20 protein-coding genes are annotated in these 22,160 nt (G+C 59.3%); 9 read left to right on the top strand and 11 right to left on the bottom strand.

Going from position 1 to position 22,160, the window contains the following annotated elements; all coding sequences use genetic code 11:
- Positions 1 to 196: 196 nt before the first annotated feature.
- A complete protein-coding gene (locus ACYZT3_RS00930; RefSeq protein WP_462031315.1) occupies positions 197 to 1,390 on the top strand; it encodes a DUF3142 domain-containing protein in 1,194 nt (397 codons plus the stop codon).
- Complete coding sequence (locus tag ACYZT3_RS00925) at positions 1,377 to 3,494, top strand: hypothetical protein (protein ID WP_462031314.1); 2,118 nt, start codon at positions 1,377 to 1,379, stop codon at positions 3,492 to 3,494. The genes ACYZT3_RS00930 and ACYZT3_RS00925 overlap by 14 nt, the downstream gene beginning before the upstream one ends.
- A gap of 3 nt (positions 3,495 to 3,497) precedes the next feature.
- On the opposite strand, the gene ACYZT3_RS00920 is transcribed toward ACYZT3_RS00925, so the two are convergent.
- Positions 3,498 to 4,127: a LysE family translocator gene (locus ACYZT3_RS00920; protein ID WP_282382801.1), complete on the bottom strand. Its 630-nt coding sequence runs from the start codon at positions 4,125 to 4,127 to the stop codon at positions 3,498 to 3,500.
- A 145-nt stretch (positions 4,128 to 4,272) separates the two neighbouring features.
- Here ACYZT3_RS00920 and ACYZT3_RS00915 point away from each other — a divergent pair, with 145 nt between their 5' ends.
- On the top strand, positions 4,273 to 4,746 hold the full coding sequence (locus ACYZT3_RS00915) for an Lrp/AsnC family transcriptional regulator (protein ID WP_462031313.1): 474 nt from the start codon (positions 4,273 to 4,275) through the stop codon (positions 4,744 to 4,746).
- A 350-nt stretch (positions 4,747 to 5,096) separates the two neighbouring features.
- Here ACYZT3_RS00915 and ACYZT3_RS00910 read toward each other — a convergent pair whose 3' ends face one another.
- Complete coding sequence (locus ACYZT3_RS00910) at positions 5,097 to 5,783, bottom strand: DUF4225 domain-containing protein (RefSeq protein WP_462031312.1); 687 nt, start codon at positions 5,781 to 5,783, stop codon at positions 5,097 to 5,099.
- Positions 5,776 to 6,276, bottom strand: a complete 501-nt coding sequence (locus tag ACYZT3_RS00905) for an Hcp family type VI secretion system effector (protein WP_461967408.1) — start codon at positions 6,274 to 6,276, stop codon at positions 5,776 to 5,778. Before ACYZT3_RS00905 ends, ACYZT3_RS00910 begins: the two co-directional genes overlap by 8 nt.
- A 248-nt stretch (positions 6,277 to 6,524) precedes the next feature.
- Between ACYZT3_RS00905 and hflK (ACYZT3_RS00900) the strand changes: the two genes are divergently transcribed.
- The 5 genes from hflK (ACYZT3_RS00900) to cfaB all read left to right on the top strand — a co-directional run bounded on the left by hflK (ACYZT3_RS00900) (position 6,525) and on the right by cfaB (position 13,886).
- The gene (gene hflK, locus ACYZT3_RS00900; RefSeq protein WP_462032439.1) at positions 6,525 to 8,480 is read left to right on the top strand and encodes a protease modulator HflK; all 1,956 of its coding nucleotides are present in this window, start codon (positions 6,525 to 6,527) and stop codon (positions 8,478 to 8,480) included.
- Positions 8,477 to 9,517 (top strand): protease modulator HflC, encoded by a 1,041-nt coding sequence (gene hflC / locus ACYZT3_RS00895; protein WP_462031311.1) that lies wholly within the window; start codon positions 8,477 to 8,479, stop codon positions 9,515 to 9,517. The genes hflK (ACYZT3_RS00900) and hflC overlap by 4 nt, the downstream gene beginning before the upstream one ends.
- Positions 9,514 to 10,572, top strand: a complete 1,059-nt coding sequence (gene hflK / locus ACYZT3_RS00890) for a protease modulator HflK (RefSeq protein WP_462031310.1) — start codon at positions 9,514 to 9,516, stop codon at positions 10,570 to 10,572. The genes hflC and hflK (ACYZT3_RS00890) overlap by 4 nt, the downstream gene beginning before the upstream one ends.
- Positions 10,569 to 12,479: a heavy metal translocating P-type ATPase gene (locus tag ACYZT3_RS00885; RefSeq protein ID WP_282382813.1), complete on the top strand. Its 1,911-nt coding sequence runs from the start codon at positions 10,569 to 10,571 to the stop codon at positions 12,477 to 12,479. The genes hflK (ACYZT3_RS00890) and ACYZT3_RS00885 overlap by 4 nt, the downstream gene beginning before the upstream one ends.
- Positions 12,480 to 12,701: 222 nt before the next feature.
- Complete coding sequence (cfaB, locus tag ACYZT3_RS00880; protein ID WP_282382814.1) at positions 12,702 to 13,886, top strand: C17 cyclopropane fatty acid synthase CfaB; 1,185 nt, start codon at positions 12,702 to 12,704, stop codon at positions 13,884 to 13,886.
- Here the strand turns inward: cfaB and cls are convergent.
- Positions 13,883 to 15,322 carry a cardiolipin synthase gene (gene cls, locus ACYZT3_RS00875; protein WP_282382817.1) on the bottom strand — a complete coding sequence of 480 codons (1,440 nt, stop codon included), beginning with the start codon at positions 15,320 to 15,322 and terminating at the stop codon, positions 13,883 to 13,885. The genes cfaB and cls overlap by 4 nt on opposite strands.
- A gap of 132 nt (positions 15,323 to 15,454) precedes the next feature.
- On the opposite strand from cls, the gene ACYZT3_RS00870 reads away from it, so the two are divergent.
- Positions 15,455 to 15,976: a DUF3617 domain-containing protein gene (locus ACYZT3_RS00870; protein ID WP_282382819.1), complete on the top strand. Its 522-nt coding sequence runs from the start codon at positions 15,455 to 15,457 to the stop codon at positions 15,974 to 15,976.
- Positions 15,977 to 16,015: 39 nt separating this feature from the next.
- Here the strand turns inward: ACYZT3_RS00870 and ACYZT3_RS00865 are convergent, their stop codons facing one another.
- The 7 genes from ACYZT3_RS00865 to folE2 are packed head-to-tail and all read right to left on the bottom strand — an operon-like array spanning position 16,016 to position 22,126.
- Positions 16,016 to 16,897, bottom strand: a complete 882-nt coding sequence (locus tag ACYZT3_RS00865) for a His/Gly/Thr/Pro-type tRNA ligase C-terminal domain-containing protein (protein WP_462031309.1) — start codon at positions 16,895 to 16,897, stop codon at positions 16,016 to 16,018.
- Between the two features lie 17 nt (positions 16,898 to 16,914).
- Positions 16,915 to 18,252: a dihydroorotase gene (locus ACYZT3_RS00860; protein WP_462031308.1), complete on the bottom strand. Its 1,338-nt coding sequence runs from the start codon at positions 18,250 to 18,252 to the stop codon at positions 16,915 to 16,917.
- A gap of 2 nt (positions 18,253 to 18,254) precedes the next feature.
- On the bottom strand, positions 18,255 to 18,815 hold the full coding sequence (locus ACYZT3_RS00855; RefSeq protein ID WP_462031307.1) for a gamma carbonic anhydrase family protein: 561 nt from the start codon (positions 18,813 to 18,815) through the stop codon (positions 18,255 to 18,257).
- Positions 18,812 to 19,687, bottom strand: coding sequence for a metal ABC transporter substrate-binding protein (locus ACYZT3_RS00850; RefSeq protein WP_462031306.1), 876 nt, complete (start codon positions 19,685 to 19,687; stop codon positions 18,812 to 18,814). The genes ACYZT3_RS00855 and ACYZT3_RS00850 overlap by 4 nt, the downstream gene beginning before the upstream one ends.
- Before the next feature lie 11 nt (positions 19,688 to 19,698).
- Positions 19,699 to 20,565 carry a metal ABC transporter permease gene (locus ACYZT3_RS00845; RefSeq protein ID WP_462031305.1) on the bottom strand — a complete coding sequence of 289 codons (867 nt, stop codon included), beginning with the start codon at positions 20,563 to 20,565 and terminating at the stop codon, positions 19,699 to 19,701.
- On the bottom strand, positions 20,565 to 21,233 hold the full coding sequence (locus tag ACYZT3_RS00840; RefSeq protein WP_462031304.1) for a metal ABC transporter ATP-binding protein: 669 nt from the start codon (positions 21,231 to 21,233) through the stop codon (positions 20,565 to 20,567). The genes ACYZT3_RS00845 and ACYZT3_RS00840 overlap by 1 nt, the downstream gene beginning before the upstream one ends.
- Complete coding sequence (gene folE2, locus ACYZT3_RS00835; RefSeq protein WP_282382835.1) at positions 21,230 to 22,126, bottom strand: GTP cyclohydrolase FolE2; 897 nt, start codon at positions 22,124 to 22,126, stop codon at positions 21,230 to 21,232. The genes ACYZT3_RS00840 and folE2 overlap by 4 nt, the downstream gene beginning before the upstream one ends.
- Positions 22,127 to 22,160 lie beyond the last annotated feature (34 nt).

The following is a 22,160-nucleotide window of genomic DNA, read 5'->3' as shown; positions in this document are numbered from 1 at the left end:
CTGCCGAGCCTGCGAGGCTGCGTTCGGCTCGGTCCGCGCTCGGGCGAAGCAGTCGTAAAATCCGACACAGCGGTTCTTCAGATACACCCGTGCACGTAGTATAGGCGACTGCTACGCCCGAGCGCGGACCGAGCCGAACGCAGCCTCGCAGGCTCGGCAGCTGCTACAAAGGATCTGATTCGGCTCAAGGGGCTTTATGTATTCTTTCGCTCGTCTGTCGGCACTGATTGTCGCGGTGGCGTTGCTCAACGGTTGCGAACGACAGGACGCGCCACCGCTCGATCAGCAACTTTACGTCTGGCAACGACAATGGACGCCGGCCCACGAAGCGGCGCTGAGGGACAGCCGCGCTGACTTTTCCACCCTGCGGGTGCTGGCCTTGCAGGCATTCCCTGGGGCGGGTTGGAGTCGGGCGCGGATTGACCCGGCGCTGCTCAAACGGGATGGTCGGCCGCTGATCGCGGTGATTCGTCTTGATGGCCAACTCAAGTCGCTGGATCGGGACGAAGTCACCGCGCAGATCCAGCAGGTGCTCGGCGATTGGCAAAGGCAGGGGCTGACTCTCTCCGGCGTGGAAATCGACCACGATGCCGGTAATGCCCGGCTTGCTGCCTATCGAGAATTTCTCGCGCATTTGCGCAAGATTCTGCCGGCCTCTATGCCGTTGAGCATCACCGCGTTGCCGGCCTGGCTCGACAGTCCCGAGTTGCCGGCGCTGTTATCCACAGTCGACAGCAGCGTATTGCAGGTGCACGCGGTGAGCGATCCGCGTCTTGGCTTGTTCGGCCCGGATCAGGCTCGTCAATGGACCAAGGCCTGGAGCCGCATCACTTCGAAACCGTTCTATCTGGCGCTGCCAGCCTATGGTGTGGCGTTGTTGCCGGGCGGCGGTGCGCCGGTAGTGGAAAGCGAAGTGCCCATCGAACGGGGCGGCAAACGCCGGGAATTGCTCGCCGATCCGCAGCAACTGAGCCGGCTCGGGACCGAGTTGCGCAATGATCCACCGGCTCATCTGGCGGGCCTGATCTGGTTTCGTCTGCCGCTGGCCAACGATCGCCGGGCCTGGAGCCTGACGACCCTGGGCGCCGTGGCGCGTGGCGATGCCCTCGACAGTCACCTGGCGCTGAAACTCTCTGAGCAAGAAGGCCTGTATGACATCACCCTCAGCAATCAGGGCAACCTCGACAGCGCCTGGCCCGAACGCCTGACACTTGCAGTGCAGGGTTGTGATGGCGCTGATGCGTTGGCCGGTTATGCGTTGCAACAGCGTCCGGATCTGCTTACCTTCACCCGCCTGCGCGACGGTCGACTACCGGCCGGCGAGCGGCGCGCCATGGGTTGGGCTCGTTGCGCACACATTGATCAAGGAGGTTCGAATGTTTACCCGTAACTGGCCGCGTCATCTGCTTTGTCTGAGCCTCAGTCTGCCGCTGGGTTCGGCGCTGGCCTGTGGGCCGGACTTCCCGATGCGTCTGCTGGATAATCGCGGCCAGTCGCTGGCGGAGCTGCCGGAAGGTAACTTCAGATTTGAAATCAGTCGCCTCGGGCATGCGGTCGCCGGGCTGAAGAACGTCACCGAAACCGCCTATGGCATGGATGCGCCCGACTACGCAGAACAGCGGGATAAGGCTGAGCAGGCCGGTTTGACGGCGGAACAGCAGGTGCTGGTCAAACAGCTACGCAGTCTGACCGATGTACATCAGGTCGAGATTCAGGGCGCGAGCCTGCCGGATGAGCTCACGCTTTATCTGGCCGGCGCTGTGGCATTCGATGCCGGTGAATTTGGGCTGGCAGCCGAGTACTTCCAGAAGGTGCTGGCATTGCCGGCGGATCAACGGGCGTTGCGCAGTACCTGGGCGGCTTACTCGTTAGGTCGATCGCTGTTTGCCATGAGTTCCGAAGCGGACGCTGGCTCTGAGCTGTTGGCTCAATCCCGAAAGGCCTTCGAGCAGACCCGTCAACTAAGCATTGACGGCTTCAGTGACCCACTGGAGCTGGGTGTCGCCAGTCTTGGCGAAGAGGCCCGCGTCGCCCGCACGGCCGGCGACTGGAATAGCGCCATCGAACTCTACGCCACGCAAAACCTTCAGGGGTCGGCGGTGGGTTACACCTCGCTGAAGCTGTTGATGGCCGATCTGGCGGCGCTGCCGGAGGATCAACTGGCCGGTTGGCTCAACGGCAAACCGGTGCAGCAACTGGTCACGGCGTCCTTGATCAGCCGACTGGGCTGGTCATTCGGTGATCAACCGCCGAACGAATTGAAACTGATCAAGCTGCTGCAAAACAGCACCCGCGGTAGCCTCGATAACGCTGATCGCCTGGCGGCGGTGAATTATCAACAGGGCGACTACGCAAGCGCCAAGGCCTTCCTCGAACACGCCGGTGATGGCGGACTGGCGTGGTGGCTGCGGGCCAAATTGGCAGTGCGCGAGGGTGATAAAAACGCGGCTTCCGCGGCGTATGCCAAGGCTGCCCAAGCCTTTCCTCAGAATGAATCCTGGGGAGAGCGGCGCACGCCGGACTGGGACTTCGAAACACTTCAGCCCAAGTGCCGGGTCGAGGGTGAAAGCGCGATTCTGGCGTTGCAACGCGGGGACTACCTGCAAGCGTTCGATCAGCTTTATCGCAGTAACGGCATTTACTGGCCCGACGCCGCGACGGTCGCCGAGCGCGTGTTGACTGTCGATGAGCTCAAGCATTACGTCGACACTCAAGTGCCGGCGCCGCCACCTCTGACTCAGGAGGATCGCGATAACTATGTGCAGCTGCCGGTGGCGGCGAAATTGCGCAATGTGCTTGGGCGGCGCTTGCTGCGCGAAGAACGATACGACGAAGCGCCAGCCTACTTCGATAACGCCGACTTGCAGGCCAGGGCCAAGTGGTACGGGCAGTTGCGCAACGAAGCCGAATCAAAATGGTGGCCGACCAAACGGGCATTCGCTTACTACCATGCCGCGACAGTGGCCCGTTTCGACGGAATAGAGCTGTTGGGCTACGAGATGTCCCCGGATTACGCTACCTTCGGTGGCAATTACAGTCTGGAAGCGCCCGAACTCAAGGTCGGATTGCTGATGGCCGAGGGTGAAGTGCAGCGCCAGCAAGCCACGTTGGCGCAACCCGATGAGCGTTTCCATTACCGTTTTGTCGCCACGGCGCTGGCGAGCAAGGCTGCTGATCATCTGCCCCACAGCAGCCAGGCGTTTGCTTCGGTGCTGTGCAAGGCTTCGTCGTGGGGCACCAGCCTGCAGGAGCAAAGCGCGTTCTACCGTCGTTATGTCGAGGACGGCCCGTATGTGGCTTGGGCTGGCGATTTTGGTCATCAATGCCAGGATCCGGACTTTCAGAGCGCCGACAAACGCTATGTGACTCAGGTCACCGATGCCGCGCGCTCGCAGCTGCATCCCTACAAAAAACCGTTGCAGATTGGCGGTGTGATAGCGGTCACGGCAGCGGCGCTGTTGCTGATCAACCGCCGCCGGCGTAAGGCGCGGTAAGGCTCAAGCCTGTTGCACAAAGGTCAGCCGCACGGCGAAGCCGATCAACAGGCTGCCAAACAGCCACTGCTGCAGGCGCTGGGCTGAAGGACTGCGTTGCAGCCAACGGCCCAACGCTGCGCCGGTCAGTGCGTAAGCGCTGTCGAACAACAAACCGACACCGACCAACACCACACCCAGTGTCGCAAATTGAGCGAGCACCGGCCCGGCGTGTGGATCAATGAACTGCGGCAGCAGCACTGAGCAGAACAGCAGCGCCTTGGGGTTGAGCAGGTTGGTCAGCACACCGCGCCGGATTGCTGCACTCCAGCGAGGTTTATCGAACGTTGTGTCTGCGCCGTTAAGGTTCGGCAGCATCGTGGTTCGCAGGCATTGAAGGCCGATCCATAGCAAGTACGCGGCCCCGGCCAGGCGCACCACGTCGAACGTCCAGGGCGCTGCCTTGAACAGTGCCGCTAGCCCCAGCGCCGCCAACGCTACATGGCAGCCTCGGGCAATGCCCAGACCCACAGCGGTGGCCAACGCCGCGCCTTTGCCCTGACGGGCACCGGTTTGCAACAGCAGGATCATGTCCGGGCCCGGCAACAGATAGACCACCGCCAGCGCCATGAAAAACAGCCAGAGTCCTGCCACGTCGCACCCCATTCGTTGTCGATTCGGTACGGCCAGTCTAGGGCTGAAGGGCAGGGCAGGTGGTTGCGTAGTTCGCTTCTAAACTGCTTCGGGTTGGCATAACCTGCCACTGAATCGCATTTAAACCATCAGGATTTGCCAAACCATGAAACTGGACGCCTACGACCGCAAGATTCTCGCCGCCCTGCAGCGGGACGGTCGCCTGAGCAATGTGCAACTGGCTGACGAGATCGGCCTGTCCGCTTCGCCGTGTTTGCGCCGGGTACGGCTGCTTGAAGAAGCCGGGGTGATACGCGGTTACCAGGCCAATCTGGATCGCGACGAAGTAGGGCTTGGGCTGACGGTGTTTGTCGGGGTCAAGGTTGAACGGCACAACGATGAGCAGGCCGAAGCCTTTCGCCTGGCCGTGACGGCGCTACCCGAGGTGATTTCAGCGTTTCTGGTGTCAGGGGAATCGGATTTTCTGCTGCAAGTGGTGGTGCCGGACTTGCGCGCCTATGACCGTTTTCTCACGGGGCGTTTGCTGAAGTTGCCAGGCGTAAGTGACATCCGCAGCAACTTTGCGATTCATACGGTTAAAACCCCGGGGGCGTTGCCGTTGGGGCATTTACCACTGTAGATCGCGAAGACGGGTTAACCAAATAATACAAAGCGGTCAAAACTTAAAAGGGAATTGATTAATCCTAGTGGATAAACTAGCCTAGTGCTTTATAGGTGTGAAACTCTCTAATCATGAACTTTGAAAATATCCGTTACTATTTTGCAGTTCTTCTTTTAACTCTTGGGAGTAATGGTCTTTACGCGGCAGTTATTGTGCGGGTAATAACATACTTCATACCCATGGAGGGCATGATTCTGCGCGTAGCCTATATAGTTACGTATATCCTTCTCTGTTTTTTTGCGTTTCGTTTTTTAGTAAAAAGGTTACGTGGCGTAATTTGATTTTAATGGCGCCATAGCGCTGTGTGTTTACTCGGGTTTTTCTTTAGTAAGCATTGAATTTAATGTGATGTAGTCAACCAAAGCCTCGAAAAATAGAGCTACCTTCCCTGTTTGTAGGTACGCCCTTTCATAGTTCATCGGGTCATGCCTAAATAGCTGCACAGAGTCAGGCTTGCGTACTAGTCTAATAATGCCAATGCCAGACAATAGTAAGTCCATAGAACCATAGAGCATATCTCCGTGGTATTCGCCTCCTAAAGCGTCTTGATAAACGCGCCGCACAGGTCCCTGCACGCGAGGTGCTTCAGGGCCATTATAAATATTGCCAAAGCCTTCATAGATATTATTAACGCCATGCGCGATAAACATTCCACCAAATGGCGTCCCCCATCCCCCTGTGGCCCCGGTAACTGCTACACCTACCTCAACTTGCATAGCGCCAGCGACAACACCAATGCCATTTTGAGCATAAAAAATCGCCTTGGAAGTTAGCTCCGCATATTCTTTTGTTATCGATTGCACTCCCTCCCACGCAGTGAGGAGCCCTTCATCAACGGCCTTGATTACTTCGTTGGCATAAGAAGAAACCATCGAATTGAATTGAAGCTGCGTAATACCGTCATGAAAATGTGTAGCGCCTACTGTGCAGCCTAATGCAACCAGGTCCGCAGCGGCTTTGGTGACGTCATGAATATCACATGACGTCTCATTCATCTTCGTTTCCCCACGTGCTATAGGCACTTGTACCCGCTTGGATGTGCGTCCAACTAATATCTCGATAACGAATGGACACCAGCTCTTGCGGCTCCGTGTCGGACATATGGATAGCGTGCGGGATCTGAAGACTTACATTCGCAATACGACCGCCCGTTATTTTCACTGAATAATATTTATCCTGGCCGCCGGCTGGAGACGTGCGATAAAAATCAATCTTGCATTCAACTTCTTCACCCTCAGCCAGAGCGCTGGCTAGCAGTGGCGAAGATTTATCAATATTTTTGGTAATGGCAATTGGCATATGTTTGCCTCGCCCGCCTGACGTACTGCCATCACTGCCCGTTAACATGCTATGGGCGTAAGCCAACACCATGATTTCGTCTTCATGCCCAAACTGGCATTTGTTACCGATAGAGTCTTGGCTGGAGCAGCCGGAAGAAATCAGACCCTGCTTTTTACCGGTAATAGTCATGTAGCTATGACTCGCCATGCGCTCACTCCTTGTGGTCAGAATGGGGGGAGTTTAAGGCAGAGGAGGTAGCTGCTTATGTAGGCCGTTTCTGAAAATGCGTGTATTTCTTACGAACGTAATATTCGCGTTCAACAGCATTTCGGTAAAGGCTTCAGCCAAGCGACAGGTTGAGCGCCTTTAGATAGGGGATTTAAGAACGGAAATTTCACGGCTTTCGTTATACCGTAACGAACTGCGATATGAGCAACGATAAACACTGGGGTGGTATGCAAGTCGATCTCGATGTCGATGGGACGCAAGTAGCCGGACTGCCGCGTTTTCAGCAGGCGGTTTTTCAAGGGCGACGATTGCGTCAGTTCGCAATCGGTCTGGGCGCGCTTGTGTCGACAGGTTGGCTACTGGCGTTTTTTGTCGGGCTGTTTGCGCCGCACTCGCTCTGGCCGTCGTTGCTGGTTAATCAGAGCGCCGGTTTGCTGGTGCTGGTCGCTGGTTTGCAATCGGCCTGGTGGGTGACGCAATGGCGTGCGCGGGCGATGAACCCCGTGGTGCAGGTGCTCGTTGCAGATGAAGTCGTCGCTTCGGTGGGCTGGTACGAACGTCTGCTCGATCGGATCAGTCAACGATGGTTGCGAATGCTGGTGCAGATTGGCCCGCCGACACTGTGGCTTGGCGGCTGGTCGCTGTTGACGCTATTCACCATCGGACAGGTCTGGAACCTGGCACTGCCGCCGACCGCACTGGGATTGTCGGCCAGTGTCGGTGCGGCGTTATCGTTGTTGCTGGCCTTCGGTTTGCTGGTGCTGGAACGTCAACTGGCCCAGGAAAACATCGCCCAATGGCCCGAAGCGGGGTCGTTGGCGCAGCTGACACGGGTGGCGATCATTTGCCTGGTGTTTGGCGCTTTGTGCCTGTTGTTGGGTAGCGAAACCTCGGTCTGGCCAGCGCGTCTTGCGGTACTGATCGGCCTGCTGCCGGGGCTCGTCGCCGCCGAACTACTGTTGCGCGCCATGCTGTCGTTGTTCAGTCCGCAGCGCGAACAACTCGAACCTGCCTTGCTGGCGCGAAGCTTCGTCGCCGACATGCTGCGCTGGCCGCCGCAACCTTTGCTGGCGTTGCAGCACGAATTGCACAATCGCTTCGGCATCGACCTGCGGCAGATCTGGGCCTTCACCTACATGCGTCGGGCATTTTTTCCGGTGCTGGCCGTGGTCTCGATTGTGGGTTGGTCGCTGACCGGCATTCACGAAATACCGCTGCAAGGGCGGGGCATCTATGAGCGTTTCGGTAAACCGGTGGACGTGTTCGGTCCCGGTTTACACGCGGGTTTGCCCTGGCCTCTGGGCCGAGTGTTAAGCGTCGAGAACGGTGTGGTCCACGAGTTGGCCACCAGTGTTGGTGAAACACCGGCGCCGGACGTGGCCGAACCCGCCGAAGGTCCGGCGCCCGCCATTGCCAATCGTTTGTGGGACGCCAGCCATGTGAACGACAAATCCCAGGTCATTGCCAGCAGCCGAGCCGACAAGCAGAGCTTCCAGATCGTCAACATGGACGTGCGTTTCGTCTATCGCATCGGTCTGAACGATCAAGCTGCGTTGGCCGCGACCTACAACAACGCTGATGTCCCGACGCTGATCCGCAGCACGGCCAGCCGGATTCTGGTTCATGACTTCGCTTCGCGAACCCTCGACGGGTTGCTTGGCGAGGACAGGGTAGGGCTCGCCGAAGAGATTGGCCGGGCGGTGCAGGCTGACTTGCAGAAACTCGACAGCGGCGTGGAAATTCTCGCCACGGTGGTCGAGGCAATTCATCCGCCGGCCGGTGCCGCCAATGCCTATCACGGTGTGCAGGCTGCGCAGATTGGCGCCCAGGCATTGATTTCCCGCGAGCGCGGTGCGGCGGCGGAGGCCACCAATCAGGCGCAACTGCAGGCCAGCATCGCTCGCGATCAAGCGACGGCCAGCGCTCGTGAAATCAACGCCACCGCCCAAGCGGCGGACCTGAGATTCGGCGCCGAGCAAAAGGCTTACGCCAGCGCCGGCCAGGCCTTCGTGCTGGAGCAGTACTTCAGCCAACTGTCCCAGGGCTTGGCCAATGCCAGGTTGCTGGTGCTCGATCATCGTCTGGGCGGCAGCAGTAACGCGCCGACCATCGACCTCCGTACATTCACGCTGCCGGCTGACCCTGCGCCGCGTAAGACCGCTCAGCCAGGAGCTGCCAATTGAGCCAGTTGCACACTCACGATCACGATGACCACACTGGCCACGATCACGGCCATGGTGGGCATCACCATGGACATCACCATCACCACCACGGTGATCCGCAAGAAGCGGGCCCGTTCCCGTGGCGGCGAATGGGCTGGGCGGCGTTGCTGGTGGCGTTCGCCATCGCGGCAGCGAGCCTGGTGCAAGTGCGTTCGGGGGAGGCCACGGTGATCACGCGTTTCGGTAATCCTTCGCGGGTATTGCTGGAACCGGGTCTAGGCTGGCGTTGGCCTGCTCCTTTTGAAGCGGCGATTCCAGTGGATCTGCGGCTGCGCACCACGTCCAGCGGTTTGCAGGACGTGGGTACGCGGGATGGTTTGCGCATCATCGTTCAGGCTTACGTGGCCTGGCAGGTTCAGGGCGATCCGGACAACGTGCAACGCTTCATGCGTGCCGTACAGAATCAACCGGACGAAGCGGCGCGGCAGATTCGCACGTTTGTTGGCTCCGCTCTGGAAACCACGGCCAGCAGCTTTGAATTGGCTAACTTGGTGAACACCGACGCCAATCAAGTTCACATCGCTGATTTTGAAGCGCAACTGCGTCAGCAAATCGATCAGCAGTTGCTCACGACTTATGGTGTACGGGTGCTGCAAGTTGGCATTGAGCGTCTGACCTTGCCGTCGGTAACCCTCACCGCTACGGTCGATCGCATGCGCGCCGAGCGTGAAACAATCGCCACCGAACGCACGGCCATCGGTAAGCGAGAAGCGGCGCAAATCCGTTCTGCTGCCGAGCGTGACGCGCGAATCGTGCAGGCCGACGCCACGGTGAAAGCGGCGGATATCGAAGCACAATCGCGCGTTGAAGCCGCGCAAATTTACGGCCGCGCCTACGCCGGTTCGCCGCAGCTCTACAACTTGCTGCGCTCCCTCGACACGTTGGGCACGATCGTCACGCCCGGCACAAAACTGATTCTGCGCACCGACGCTGCGCCGTTCCGGGTGTTGGTTGACGGTCCGCCGACCCTCGATAACAAGTCCGGGTCGCAGCCATGAAATTAGTTCCACGTGGAACAAATGAGTTAAGCAGTCCCTGGATTCAGGCGGGGCGATTGGCTTTTTTGGCGCTTTACGCCGTTACCGTGCTCGCCGCTTTGGCGTGGGCGTTTTCCAATGTGCGGCAGATCGATCCGCAAAATCGCGCTGTGGTTTTGCACTTCGGCGCGCTGGACCGAATTCAGAATGCTGGCCTTTTATTGGCTTGGCCCCGTCCGTTTGAGCAGGTGATTTTGTTGCCCGCAGCAGATCGGGTGATTGAGCGTCGGGTGGAAAACCTGCTGCGCACCGATGCCGCGTTGCAGGCAGACCGCGTGGCGAGTTTCGCCACACCGATCAGTGATGCACTCGCCGGCTCCGGTTACTTGCTCACCGGTGACGCGGGCGTGGTGCAACTGGATGTGCGGGTTTTCTACAAAGTTACCGAGCCGTATGCCTTCGTCGTTCAAGGCGAACATGTGTTGCCGGCGTTGGATCGATTGGTCACTCGCAGCGCGGTGGCCCTCACCGCCGCACGCGATCTGGACACCATTCTGGTTGCTCGGCCGGAGCTGATGGGCGCCGATAGCCAGGCTGCCGAACACCGCGAACGGTTGCGCGGTGATCTGGTGCAAGGCATCAATCAGCGCCTGGCGGAACTGACCGCGACCGGGCAGGGGATAGGCATAGAAGTGGCGCGGGTCGACGTGCAATCGAGTCTGCCCGGCCCAGCGGTCAACGCCTTCAACGCGGTTCTGACCGCCAGTCAGCAAGCCGACAAAGTCGTGGCCAACGCTCGCACTGAAGCCGAGAAACTGACTCAGACCGCTAACGAACAAGCCGATCGCACGCTGCAAGTCGCTCATGCCCAAGCGAGTGAACGGCTGGCCAAAGCCTCGACGGACACGGCCACCGTGTTGAGTCTGGCCAAGGCCCAGCAACAGGGCACCGACCCGCAAATGCTGCTGCGTATCTACCGCGAGCGGGTGCCGAAGATTCTCGGTCAGGCGGGCTCGGTGACCACGGTCAACCCGAAGGACGATTCCCACCTGATCATTCAGGGAGCTGCACAATGACTGCCCAAACCGCCGCCGCACCGAGCCTGTTGTCCTCGGCTGAACAACGCAGCGCCGCGCGGCAATTGACCCTGGCCATGCTCGCACTTGGCCTGCTCGCGCTCGGCTTGACCTGGCGCTGGATGTCGCCGGAGCAGACTGGCGTGAGTCAATTGCTGCTGGGCTTTGCTTCTTTACTGGTGGCCGTGCCAGTGATGCGTTCAGCCTGGTACAGCCTGCGTTATCCGAGCCTGCACGGGATCACTGATCAATTGATCGCCCTGGCCATGCTGGGGGCGTGGGCCACGGGTGATCTGCTGACCGCGGCGTTGCTGCCGATCATCATGATCTTCGGCCACGTGCTGGAAGAGCGCAGCGTGATCGGCTCCCAAGAGGCGATTCGCGCCCTCGGCAAACTGACTCGCAGCCACGCGCGCAAGGCTCAGGCCGATGGCTCCATCGTCGAAGTCGATAACGGCACACTCAAGGCCGGCGACATCGTCGAGGTGCGCGCCGGTGATCGAGTGCCGGCGGATGGTCGGGTGTTGTCCGGTCAAGCGAGCCTGGACACTGCTTCGATTACCGGCGAATCGGTGCCAATGGAGGCGGACGTCGGTATGCAAGTCTTCGGCGGCGCGATCAACCTCGACGGCCTGCTGCGCATCGAAGTGACCCGCACCGGCAATGAGTCGACCCTCGGCAAAGTCATCGCGCTGATGCAAAGTGCAGAGCGTTCCAAACCACCGATCACGCGTCTGCTGGAACGCTACGCTGGCAGCTACATGGTGCTGGTGTTGCTGCTGGCCGCCGTGACCTGGTTCGTCACTAACGATGCTCAGGCCATGCTCGCGGTGTTGGTGGCGGCCTGTCCTTGTGCATTGGTGTTGTCCGCGCCGGCCACGGCGATTGCCGGCGTGGCGGTGGCCGCTCGTCACGGGATTCTGATTCGCAGCTCCGCGTTCCTCGAAGAGTTGGCAGACCTGACTTCGCTGGTGGTCGACAAGACCGGGACCCTGACCTTCGGCACCTTGCGCCTACAGTCCATCGACAGTCCTCTCGAGGATCGCAGTCACGTTCTCAAACTTGCCGCCAGCCTCGGCTCCGCCAGCAGTCACCCGGTCAGCCGCGCGCTCGCAGGGCTGGTCACTCAGGAGCATTTTCTGCTGCTCTCTGACATCCACGAGCGCCAGGGGCTCGGCGTGGTGGCGATGACGGAGCAGGGCGAGGCGGCGCTCGGTCGTCCGGAGCTGTTCGCGCAATTGGGTATCGCCACTTCGAGTGTCCCCGACCACGATGGCCCGATTGCCGGGCTGGCGCTCAACGGTGAATTCCTCGCCTGGCTGTTGCTGGCCGACAGCGTCAAACCCGAGGCTCGATTTGCGTTGAGCGAGCTGCGTGAACTGGGGTTGGGGAGGCAGTTGCTGCTCACGGGTGATCGGCAAAGCGTTGCGCACACGCTGGCCCGCGATGTCGGGATCAGCGATGTCGAAGCTCAGGCCTTGCCCGAGGACAAACTCAATCGCGTGCTGAAGGAAATCGGCAGTGGTTTCCGGCCGATGGTGGTGGGTGATGGCATAAACGATTCATTGGCGCTCAAAGCGGGTGTGGTCGGCGTGGCGATGGGGGCGGGCGGAGCGGACATCGCGCTGGCCTCGGCCGACATTGTGTTGATCGGCAGCGATCTGCGACGGCTCGGCACATGTGTTCGGTTGAGTCGCCAATGTCGGCAGACGTTGCAGGTTAACGTGATCATCGGTTTGGGTTGGACGCTGGCGATTGTAGCCTTCGCCGCCTTTGGCTGGCTCGGCGCTGCGGGGGCGATGATTGCTGCATTGCTGCACAACCTCAGCACATTGTTGGTACTCGGTAATGCCGGCCGACTACTGCGGTTTCAGGAGCCATTGCTCAAACTGAAGGATGGGGATTGAGTACGCCTGGTGAATGCTCTAAACAGCGATCACGGGCGATTGCTAATTTTCAGAACTGTAGGCCGAATTCGTAGTCATCTAGGTGAGGGCAATCACTTCTGTGAATTCTCGGCGTTTGGTTCGAACGCTACGCATCATAGAAAACGGCTATTAAATCGATAGCCAGCTATTTTCCAGGATGGTCTACCCTCACATCAGACGTCTGAAACAAGGGGACTCTCCATGCTCGCGCATCTTCCACCGGCCTTACAGAATCTGCAGTTACCGTTACGCCTGCGACTCTGGGACGGCCATGAGTTCAACCTGGGGCCGACGCCCAGCGTCACAATTGTGGTCAAGGACCCACAAATGGTTACCCAGTTCACTCATCCAAGCCTGGACGTGCTCGGAGCGGCGTTTGTCGAAGGCAAACTTGAGCTGGAAGGCTCCATCAGCGAGGTGATTCGCGTCTGTGATGAATGGAGCCAGGCGTTGCTTGGAGACCGAGATAGTCAGCCAGTGCGCACCGTGCACGACAAGGAGACCGACGCCAAGGCGATTTCCTACCACTACGACCTTTCCAACGCGTTTTATCAGCTGTGGCTCGACAGCGACATGGCGTATTCCTGCGCCTATTTCGAGACCGGCAGCGAAACGCTGGAGCAAGCGCAACAAGCCAAATTCCGCCACCTGTGCCGCAAACTGCGGCTGCAACCAGGCGAATACCTGCTGGATGTCGGTTGCGGTTGGGGCGGACTGGCACGGTATGCCGCCCGGGAGTTTGGCGCGAAGGTGTTCGGGATCACACTCAGTAAAGAGCAATTGGAACTTGCCGGTGAACGCGTGACGGCCGAAGGCCTGGACGATTTGGTCGAACTGCAACTGCTCGACTACCGCGACCTGCCTCAGGACGGTCGCTTCGACAAAGTGGTCAGTGTCGGCATGTTCGAACACGTTGGCCACGCTAATCTGGCTGAGTACTGCAAAACCTTGTTCGGTGCGGTGAAAGAGGGTGGCCTGGTGATGAACCACGGGATCACCGCCAAGCACATCGATGGTCGTCCGGTGGGGCGCGGTGCCGGTGAATTCATCGAGAAGTATGTGTTCCCCAATGGCGAGCTGCCGCATCTGTCGATGATATCTGCCGAGATCAGCGAAGCAGGGCTGGAGATCGTCGACGTCGAGAGTCTGCGCTTGCATTACGCGCGTACCCTGGACCACTGGAGCGAACGCCTGGAAGACAATCTGGAAGCTGCTTCCCGGCTGGTGCCAGAGCAGGCCTTACGGATCTGGCGCCTGTACCTGGCGGGATGCGCTTACGCGTTCGCCAAGGGCTGGATCAATCTGCACCAGATTCTCGCGGTGAAAGCCCACCCCGATGGTAGCCATGAACTGCCATGGACTCGCGACGATATCTACAACCCTTAGAGAATTGGTGAAATAAGCCGGGCGATCCGCATGCCGACCTGTTGCAGGCGGTGGGTCTCCCGGCTTTCTTCTTTGGTGATCTCGTGGGCTTGGGCGAAGTCATCATTGAGCATCTGTTCTACTTCGGCGGCAAATGCGCTGTCGACCGTCAACAACATCACTTCAAAATTCAGCCGGAACGAGCGGTTGTCCAGATTGGCACTGCCAATGGCGCTGATTTCGCTGTCGATCAACACCACTTTCTGATGGAGGAATCCAGGCTCGTAGCGGAACACCCGCACGCCGGCGCGCACGGCTTCGAAGGCATAAAGGCTGGAGGCGGCGTAGACGATCCGGTGGTCCGGTCGTGAGGGCAGCAGCAGCCGCACATCTATGCCACGCAGAGCCGCCAGCCTTAACGCAGCGAAGACGGCCTCGTCGGGGATGAAGTAAGGGCTGGTGATCCACACCCGTTCGGTCGCGGCATGGATGGCTTCGACGAAGAATAACGAACAGGTTTCGTAGGAATCTGCCGGGCCGCTCGCCAGCAATTGGCAGAGCACACCGTCGTCCGGATAAACGTCCGGCAGGATCAGCGGGGGTAACGACCGCGCTGCCCAGAACCAGTCTTCGGCGAAAGACTCTTGCATGCAGGCCACCACCGGCCCGCGTACTTGCACATGGGTATCGCGCCACGGCGCCAAGGGTGGCTTCTCGCCCATGTATTCATCGCCGACGTTGTGCCCACCGACGAAACCCAATACTCCATCGACCACCACAATCTTGCGGTGGTTGCGGAAGTTGACCTGGAAGCGGTTGAGCCAGCCGCTACGGGAGGCAAAGGCTTTGACCTCGACGCCGGCATCGCGCAACGGCTGCACGTAACTGTGAGGCAGGGAGTGGCTGCCGATGCGATCGTACAATAAATAAACCGCCACGCCTTCGGCGGCTTTCTTCAGCAGCAAGGTTTGCAGGCGCTGGCCGAGACGATCGTCGTGGATGATGAAAAACTGAATCAGCACCGCTTCCCTCGCATTGCTGATGGCTTCAAAAATGGCGTCGAAGGTGGCCTGGCCGTTAATCAGCAAGCGCACTTCATTGTTCGCCAAACAGGGCATGCGCCCAAGTTTCGGCATCGCCCTCAAGGATGCGTAAGCATTCGAGGCGCGAGCGGTCAACGCCTCTTCTACCCAAGGGCGCCAGTTCAGCTCGGAGATAGCCTTGCGCATTTCTTCGTTGGCCTGCCGCCGAGCCTTGATGTAGCCATCGAAGGTACTGCGGCCGAAGACCAGATACGGGATGAGCGTGAGGTAGGGAATAAACAGCAACGACAGGGCCCAGGCGATCGATCCCTGGGCGGTCCGGACGGTGAGCACGGCGTGGATGGCAGCGATCAGGCCCAGCGTGTGAAGCAATGCAATCATGTAGCCGAAAATATGCGGTCCAAAGTAATCCATGGGGGCAGCCTTGCTCCTGAAGATTCAATGCTTAACAGACCATGTTCCGTGCAGAATGTCGCTATTTAATTGGCCTCTGAACCGAAGCCACTGGCTGACGTCTAAAGGCCACTACTGATCAGGAGTTACTCAATGAACGTTCGTCTGCTGGGTTTGGCCATGGCTGTTGGTTTGTCACTTCCTGTGGCCGCTCAGGCGCAGATGTTGCAGCCCGGTTTGTGGGAATTGACCACCAGCAACATGAAAGTCGATGACCAGAACCTCCCGGACTTGCAGCTGATCCTCGGCCAGATACAGAGCCAGATCACCCCTGAACAGCGCGCGCAGCTGGAGAAACAGGGCATCACCATGGGCGGCAAAGGGATTCGGGCTTGTTTGACACCGGAACAGGTGAAGACCGACGACATTCCGCTGACGGATCCACAATCGGGCTGCAAGCAGGAAGTCACTGATCGCACCGGCAACCAGTGGAAATTCCGCTTCAGTTGTCCGAAAGCGCAGGGCACCGGTGTCGCCACTTTCCTCAGTGATCGTGAGTTCACCACCAAGGTTAACGGCACTTTCAATGCCACCGGTATCCAGCAGAAGGGCAGCCTCGAAAGCCGCGCCGTATGGTTGGGTCAAGATTGCGGGACCGTTAAGCCGAGACCCTAAAAGCTCCGCGGGCAAGTCGGATCGCCGCACCGCTCGCTCCTACAGAATTGTGTCGGAGCGGGTTTGATTCAACCATTCACACATGGCTTCGATCTCCATCCTGCCGAAATCCTCTCCGGTACGACTCCGCACGCTGACAAACCCGCCTTCCTTTTCTTTCTCCCCGATCACCACCAGATACGGTACATGCTGACTGTGCTCGCGAATTTTTTGACGGACTTTCTCGTGACGCAGATCCGCGCGGGCGCGCACGCCACTTCGGCGCAATGCCTCGGTCACCGATTGCGCGTAATCCGCCTGACGTTCGTCCATGCTGACGATGATGACGTGTGGCGGCGTCCGCCAGTTTTCCAGCTCCTGTTGGCAGGGCCAACACGTACCATAAATCCGCTGCTGCAACGTCCCGCTGATGTGGTCGAGGGTGAACGCTTGCAGCACTCTGGTCGCGGGGACATGCGGGCCAACTGTCGTAGACTCGAAGTTCCCCAAGCGGTACAGCTGCGTCTTCCCTTGACGGCGAATCGAGTGATTGGTCGCCGCCAGAGCCTGCATGCGCGCTTCGATCAGGGGCAGGTCTGTCTGCGTTAAGGATCGCTCGGCAGAAAACTCATAAAAGAACCCGTCGCCCAGCGCCATTCCTGCGTGCAGTTGCACCTGTGGATGGAGTTGCTTGAGGGCCATGGCCAGCATCAGTGCACAGGAGCGTCGCAGGATCTCCAGCCCATCGGGCTCTTGAGGCGTGACGATGTTGACCCGGGCATCGGCCTCGATCATGAACTCACAGTCCACCAGGACGCCGTCCACTCGGCCGGCCACCGCCGCTTTTGCCAGTCCGGATCCGATACTCGCGGCGAACTCGTACACCGACAGTGGCTGGTCGTATTCACGCAATGAACCGTCGCTAAGGGTGATGTGAATCATGTCGGTGCTCTCCAGTGCTAGCGCATAAACCGTAGAGGTAATCCCTGACAGTTGTCATTAAGACGTTTGTCGTGCCAGGCAATTTGTCCCGACACGATCGTGGTGCCGATGCTGTGGCGAAAACGCTGTCGGGCAAAAGGTGTCCAGCCGCATTGAGACAGGATCGGCTGCTGGGAAACGGCGACGCCGCCGGGTTCGGGTCTGATCAGAACGAGGTCGGCCCAATAGCCTTCGCGCAGATAACCGCGGTCGGGAATGGCGAACAGATCGGCGACGCGATGACTGGTCTTGGCCACGAGCGTGGTGATCGGCAGAACTTCATCCGCGACCAATTCCAGCAGCGCGGGCAGGGCATGTTGCACCAACGGTAAGCCGGCAGGCGCCTGGCTGTATAGCCGCTGTTTTTCGGCCCAGGTGTGTGGCGCGTGATCACTGCCGATCACGTCGAGTCGATTGCTCAGCAATGCTACGCGCAGGGCATCGCGGTCGGCCTGGGTTTTGATCGCCGGGTTGCACTTGATCAGGTTACCGAGACTCGGGTAATCCCGATCATCGAACAGCAAGTGGTGCAGGCAGACTTCGGCGGTGATGCGTTTCTGGGCGAGCGGCTTGTCTTCGAACAACGCCAGTTCGCGGGCGGTGGTCAGGTGCAGAACATGCAGTCGGGTGCCGTGACGCCTGGCCAGGTCCACGGCCATTGAGGAGGAGCGAAAGCAGGCCTCGGCGTTGCGGATCAGCGGGTGGGCCGCAGCTGAAATGTGTTCACCGAACAAGTCACGCAGGTTCGCGGCGTTGGCGTCGATGCTGGGCGTGTGTTCGCAGTGGGCCAACAAAATGGTGGGCACCTCGGCGAATAACCGCTCCAGAATCTTTGGGTCATCGACCAGCATGTTGCCGGTCGAAGCGCCCATGAACACTTTGACGCCAGCGACTTCACAGGGATTTAGCCTGGCGACGGTGTCGAGATTGTCGTTGCTCACGCCGAAATGAAAGGCGTAATTGGCGACCGAGTTGATCGCCGCTTTCCGCTTTTTGTCAGCCAGTGCGCTGAGGGTCAGGGTCGCAGGATGGGTGTTGGGCATGTCCATGAAGCTGGTGATGCCGCCGGCGACCGCGGCCCGGGATTCGGTGTAGAGGCTGCCCTTGTCCGGCGAGCCTGGGTCGCGGAAGTGCACTTGGTCGTCGATCATGCCGGGCAGCAGCCATTGCCCTTGTGCATCGATTTCCACGTCGGCATTTTCACCGTGGATGCTGCTGGCGATCTTCACGATTCGACCGTTGCTCACCAACAGGTCACCGTCAAACTCGCGACCTTCATTCACCAGCCGGGCATTGCGAATCAGCACGCTGCTCATGGTCAAAACTCGTTCTGCAGGGCTTTGTAGCCGCGCACCAGGTCGACGTTGGTACGCGCCACGTCCTCGGAAAACTCCGAGGCGCTGACGCTCACCGGTGGGAACTGCGATAGATCTGTCTTCGGGCCGATACGGGTGGTGGAGGGCACATAGAAGTCTTCAGGCAAATCGCGACCGTCGACCACCGAGTTGTGCCGCACCACGCAGCCGTCACCGACTGCGCAGTTGAACAGCACGCTGTTGAACCCGATAAACACCCGGTCGCCAACCTTGCACGGCCCATGAACGATTGAGCGGTGGGCGATCGAACTGAACTCGCCGATGGTCACTGCCGCTCCGGACTTGGAATGGATCACCACGCCATCCTGGATGTTCGAGTTGGCGCCGATGGTGATCGGCTCCATTTCGCCCGAGGCATCCACCTCGTCGGCCCGAATCACCGCGTAGGGGCCGACGAAGACGTTTTCGCCGATCATCACTTTGCCGCAGATGATTGCGGTTTTATCCACGTAGGCGGACTCCGCTATCACTGGCAAATCACCCGAAGGGTTCTTGCGGATCATGGTTTGCTCAACGCGTCGTACAGGGTGTTGAGGTTGTACTCGAACAACCCGATAAAGGTGCTGGCCGGACCGGTAGCCGCGAGGGCATCGGAGTACAACGTGCCACCGATGTGCGCGCTGCTTTCATCGGCAATCTGCTTGAGCAGGCGTGCATCTTTGATGTTTTCCATGAACACCGCTTTGACCTTGGCCTGGCGTATCTGGGTGATTAGAGCAGCGACTTCGGCGGCTGACGGTTCGCGTTCAGTGGACAGGCCTTGAGGCGCCATGAAGTCGATGCCGTAAGCCTGACCGAGATAACCGAAGGCGTCATGGGACGTCACGATTTTGCGATTACCCGGTGGTACTGAGCCGAGTTTTGCCTTGGCTTCGGCAAGCAGCGCGTAGATCTGTTTCAGGTAGGCCTGACTGTTGTGTTCGTAGTCGGCTTTGTTGGTCGGGTCGGCGGCGATCAGTGCGTTGGTGATGTTGCTGATGTACAGCTCAGTGTTCGCCAGGTTGTGCCAGGCGTGTGGGTCAGGAACCGCCTCGCCGTCCTCATCCAGGGAGCGCGGGATGACGCCGTGGCTTGCGCTGATCACTGGCGCTTTGGTCTCGGTGCTGGTTACCAGACGATCCAGCCATGGCTCGAAACCCAGGCCGTTTTTGATGATCAACTTGGCTTTGAGCAACGCCTTGGCGTCGTCAGGCGTCGGCTCGTAAGTGTGAGCATCGGCATCCGCGCCGACCATGTTGGTGATCTGGATATGGTCGCCGCCGACTTGATGGGTCATGTCGGCGAGGATACTGAAACTGGTGACTACCTGAAGTTTTTCCGCAGCAGACAGCGACATCGACAGCGTCAAGCTGAACAGCACGAGTAAAGCGCGCATCGGGTAACACCTCATTGGGATGTGAGCAAAGGCGGGCGGTGCAGTAAACCGTGCACCGGTCCGAACACCACGGACAGCAGATACAAACCGCCGGCCACCAGCACGATCGCCGGGCCGCTGGGCAGTGAGTAGTAGAACGACAGCAATAAGCCGAGCCACACCGAGAGGCAGCCGAGCAGGGCGGCGATGGCCATTAACATCGGCAAGCGACGACTCCAGAAGCGAGACGCGGCGGCGGGCAACATCATCAAGCCGACCACCATCAGCGCGCCAATGGCCTGGAAACCGATCACCAGGTTCAGCACCACCAACATCAGAAACACACCGTGGGCCAGTGGTCCGAGGCGGCTGACGGTTTGTAGAAAGAGTGGGTCTAGGGTGTCCAGCAATAGGGGTTTGTAGATGAATGCCATGGCGATCAGGCTGAAGCCGGAGACCCAGAGCATGCCTGTCAACGTCGGGCCATCGACCGCCAGCGCCGAGCCAAACAACAGGTGCATCAGGTCCAGGCGTTTGCCGGCGATGCCGAGGATCAGCACGCCGCTGGCCAGTGAAATCGGGTAGATCGCGGCGAGGCTCGTGTCTTCCCGCAGGCCGGTTCGCCGGGTGATCCAGGCGGCGAGTCCGGCCATGCTGAGGCCTGCGCCGAGCCCGCCGATGGTCAGCGCGGGCAGACTCAAACCTGCGAACCAGAAGCCCAATGCAGCGCCGGGCAAGATACCGTGCGCCACCGCGTCACCGATCAGGCTCATGCGTCGCAGGATCAGAAACACACCGAGCGGTGCCGTGCTGCACGCCAGGACCAATCCACCAAGAAGCGCTCGACGCATGAACACGAACTCGTGGAATGGCTGCCAAAGATGAACGGCAGCGAGCATCAGGCCACCCGCGCTTGCGGTTGTTGATGGATCAGATCAATGCTCGACCCGAGGACGCAGCCGGTGCTTTTGATCAGCAACGTTTGAGGAATGTGTTGGCGAACGGCAGCCAGGTCATGGCACACGACAACCAAGGTTCGGCCTTCGGCATGCCAGGCGTGGATGTGTTTCCAGAGCAGCACCTGACCGAGTTCGTCGAGGGCGGCGTGGGGTTCGTCGAGCAACAGCAATGGCGCTTGCGCGAGGCTCAAACGGGCGAGCAGGGCACGCTGTAATTCGCCGCCGGACAAGGCCATCAATGGGCGCTGCTCCAGACCGGTCAGACACCAGTCTTCCAGCACGGCTTTGAGGCGTTGGCTGCGTATTTCTGCAGACCGCGTGCTGCCCCAGAAACCGGCGGCCACTAGCTCTTGCAAGCTGATGGGGAATTGGCGGTCCAGGTGTTGTTGCTGTGGAAGGAACGAGAGGCCGCCCTTGCGTGGAACATCCAGTTCGATTTTGCCGATGAGCGGTTTTTGTAAACCCGCGATCACTTTCAGCAGGCTGCTTTTACCCGAGCCATTGGCGCCGATCACAGCGGTCAGGCTGCCCTTGGGCAATTGGAAATCTACGGGTGGCGTGAGCGGTTGACCGGGTGCGCCCCATCGCAAGGCTTCGCAATGAATCATGCGGCCTCCCAGTTCCAGCGGCTTTCGGCGACCGCGTCGTGTGCGTGGAGGCTTTCGGCGTGGATGACTCGTATGTGGAAGGCGTTGATGCCGGGGGAGCGTTTCAGGGCCAGGTTCAAACGTCGTGCGGCGTCTTCGCAGAACATCAGGTTCTGACCGTTTGCCAGGGCGAAGGCTTGTTCATCGGCGCGTTTTACAGCGGTTTGTACGGCGGTGCCGAGGGCCGCTTCGGCGTCGTTGATGATTGCGATCAGCGGCAAGTCATCCAGATAGTCACTCAGTCGAAGCCGTAATTTCGCATTGCTCCGTTGGCTGTGAGGCGTTGCGATGATGCCTTTTGTGGAGCCGAGCCAGGTCAATACATCGGCGTGTTTCAGCGGCTGGTTGGCGAAGTCATCGACGAATTGCTGCTGAATCAACTGCCGGGAAAGCGCCGCTGAACACGGGCAGGTCGAGGAATAAGGCACGTCGATTTTTAGTTCCACGTGGAACATCGCGTTTTTCAAACGTGCTTCGATGCTCACTGGATACGTTTTCCAGCCGGCCAATGGACTGATTAGCGCCGGTCTTTTGAGCAGTAAATCGGTGTGAATTTTTAAGTACGCGCTAGTGGACAGTCCTTCATGAGTGTTGAGAAAGCTTTGCAAAACTCGCCGCAACAAGACGGGCGTCAGGTTTTCTTGCTCAAGCATTTCCAGCGTCAAATACAGCCGCGACATATGAATCCCGCGCGCCTCTCCATCATCAAGGCTGACGCCCGCGTCGGCCTTTGCACTCAGTCGTTGGCCATCGAATAAAACAGGAAGAGCAATGCCGCACATGCCCACCCAGTCAAGTGGCAGGGCTTGGCGTGAGGCCTGCGCGGCAATATCCGGCAGAGTCAGCGCATTCATGAGCAGGTCCATCGTGGGAGTCGATTCAATATGT

It is taken from the genome of Pseudomonas sp. MDT1-16, from assembly GCF_054898115.1.
The sequence above is the reverse complement of the archived record's forward strand: the minus strand, read 5'-3'. Positions and strand labels throughout refer to the sequence as shown.

Coding starts and splice junctions, on each gene's coding strand:
- ACYZT3_RS00840 (WP_462031304.1), bottom strand. CDS start 21,233: ATGATTCATTGCGAAGCCTTGCGATGGGGCGCACCCGGTCAACCGCTC.
- ACYZT3_RS00910 (WP_462031312.1), bottom strand. CDS start 5,783: ATGAATGAGACGTCATGTGATATTCATGACGTCACCAAAGCCGCTGCG.
- ACYZT3_RS00855 (WP_462031307.1), bottom strand. CDS start 18,815: ATGATCCGCAAGAACCCTTCGGGTGATTTGCCAGTGATAGCGGAGTCC.
- cfaB (WP_282382814.1), top strand. CDS start 12,702: ATGCTCGCGCATCTTCCACCGGCCTTACAGAATCTGCAGTTACCGTTA.
- ACYZT3_RS00865 (WP_462031309.1), bottom strand. CDS start 16,897: ATGATTCACATCACCCTTAGCGACGGTTCATTGCGTGAATACGACCAG.
- ACYZT3_RS00860 (WP_462031308.1), bottom strand. CDS start 18,252: ATGAGCAGCGTGCTGATTCGCAATGCCCGGCTGGTGAATGAAGGTCGC.
- ACYZT3_RS00850 (WP_462031306.1), bottom strand. CDS start 19,687: ATGCGCGCTTTACTCGTGCTGTTCAGCTTGACGCTGTCGATGTCGCTG.
- ACYZT3_RS00845 (WP_462031305.1), bottom strand. CDS start 20,565: ATGCTCGCTGCCGTTCATCTTTGGCAGCCATTCCACGAGTTCGTGTTC.
- ACYZT3_RS00915 (WP_462031313.1), top strand. CDS start 4,273: ATGAAACTGGACGCCTACGACCGCAAGATTCTCGCCGCCCTGCAGCGG.
- hflK (WP_462031310.1), top strand. CDS start 9,514: ATGAAATTAGTTCCACGTGGAACAAATGAGTTAAGCAGTCCCTGGATT.
- ACYZT3_RS00905 (WP_461967408.1), bottom strand. CDS start 6,276: ATGGCGAGTCATAGCTACATGACTATTACCGGTAAAAAGCAGGGTCTG.
- hflK (WP_462032439.1), top strand. CDS start 6,525: ATGCAAGTCGATCTCGATGTCGATGGGACGCAAGTAGCCGGACTGCCG.
- ACYZT3_RS00930 (WP_462031315.1), top strand. CDS start 197: ATGTATTCTTTCGCTCGTCTGTCGGCACTGATTGTCGCGGTGGCGTTG.
- folE2 (WP_282382835.1), bottom strand. CDS start 22,126: ATGAATGCGCTGACTCTGCCGGATATTGCCGCGCAGGCCTCACGCCAA.
- ACYZT3_RS00870 (WP_282382819.1), top strand. CDS start 15,455: ATGAACGTTCGTCTGCTGGGTTTGGCCATGGCTGTTGGTTTGTCACTT.
- cls (WP_282382817.1), bottom strand. CDS start 15,322: ATGGATTACTTTGGACCGCATATTTTCGGCTACATGATTGCATTGCTT.
- ACYZT3_RS00925 (WP_462031314.1), top strand. CDS start 1,377: ATGTTTACCCGTAACTGGCCGCGTCATCTGCTTTGTCTGAGCCTCAGT.
- ACYZT3_RS00885 (WP_282382813.1), top strand. CDS start 10,569: ATGACTGCCCAAACCGCCGCCGCACCGAGCCTGTTGTCCTCGGCTGAA.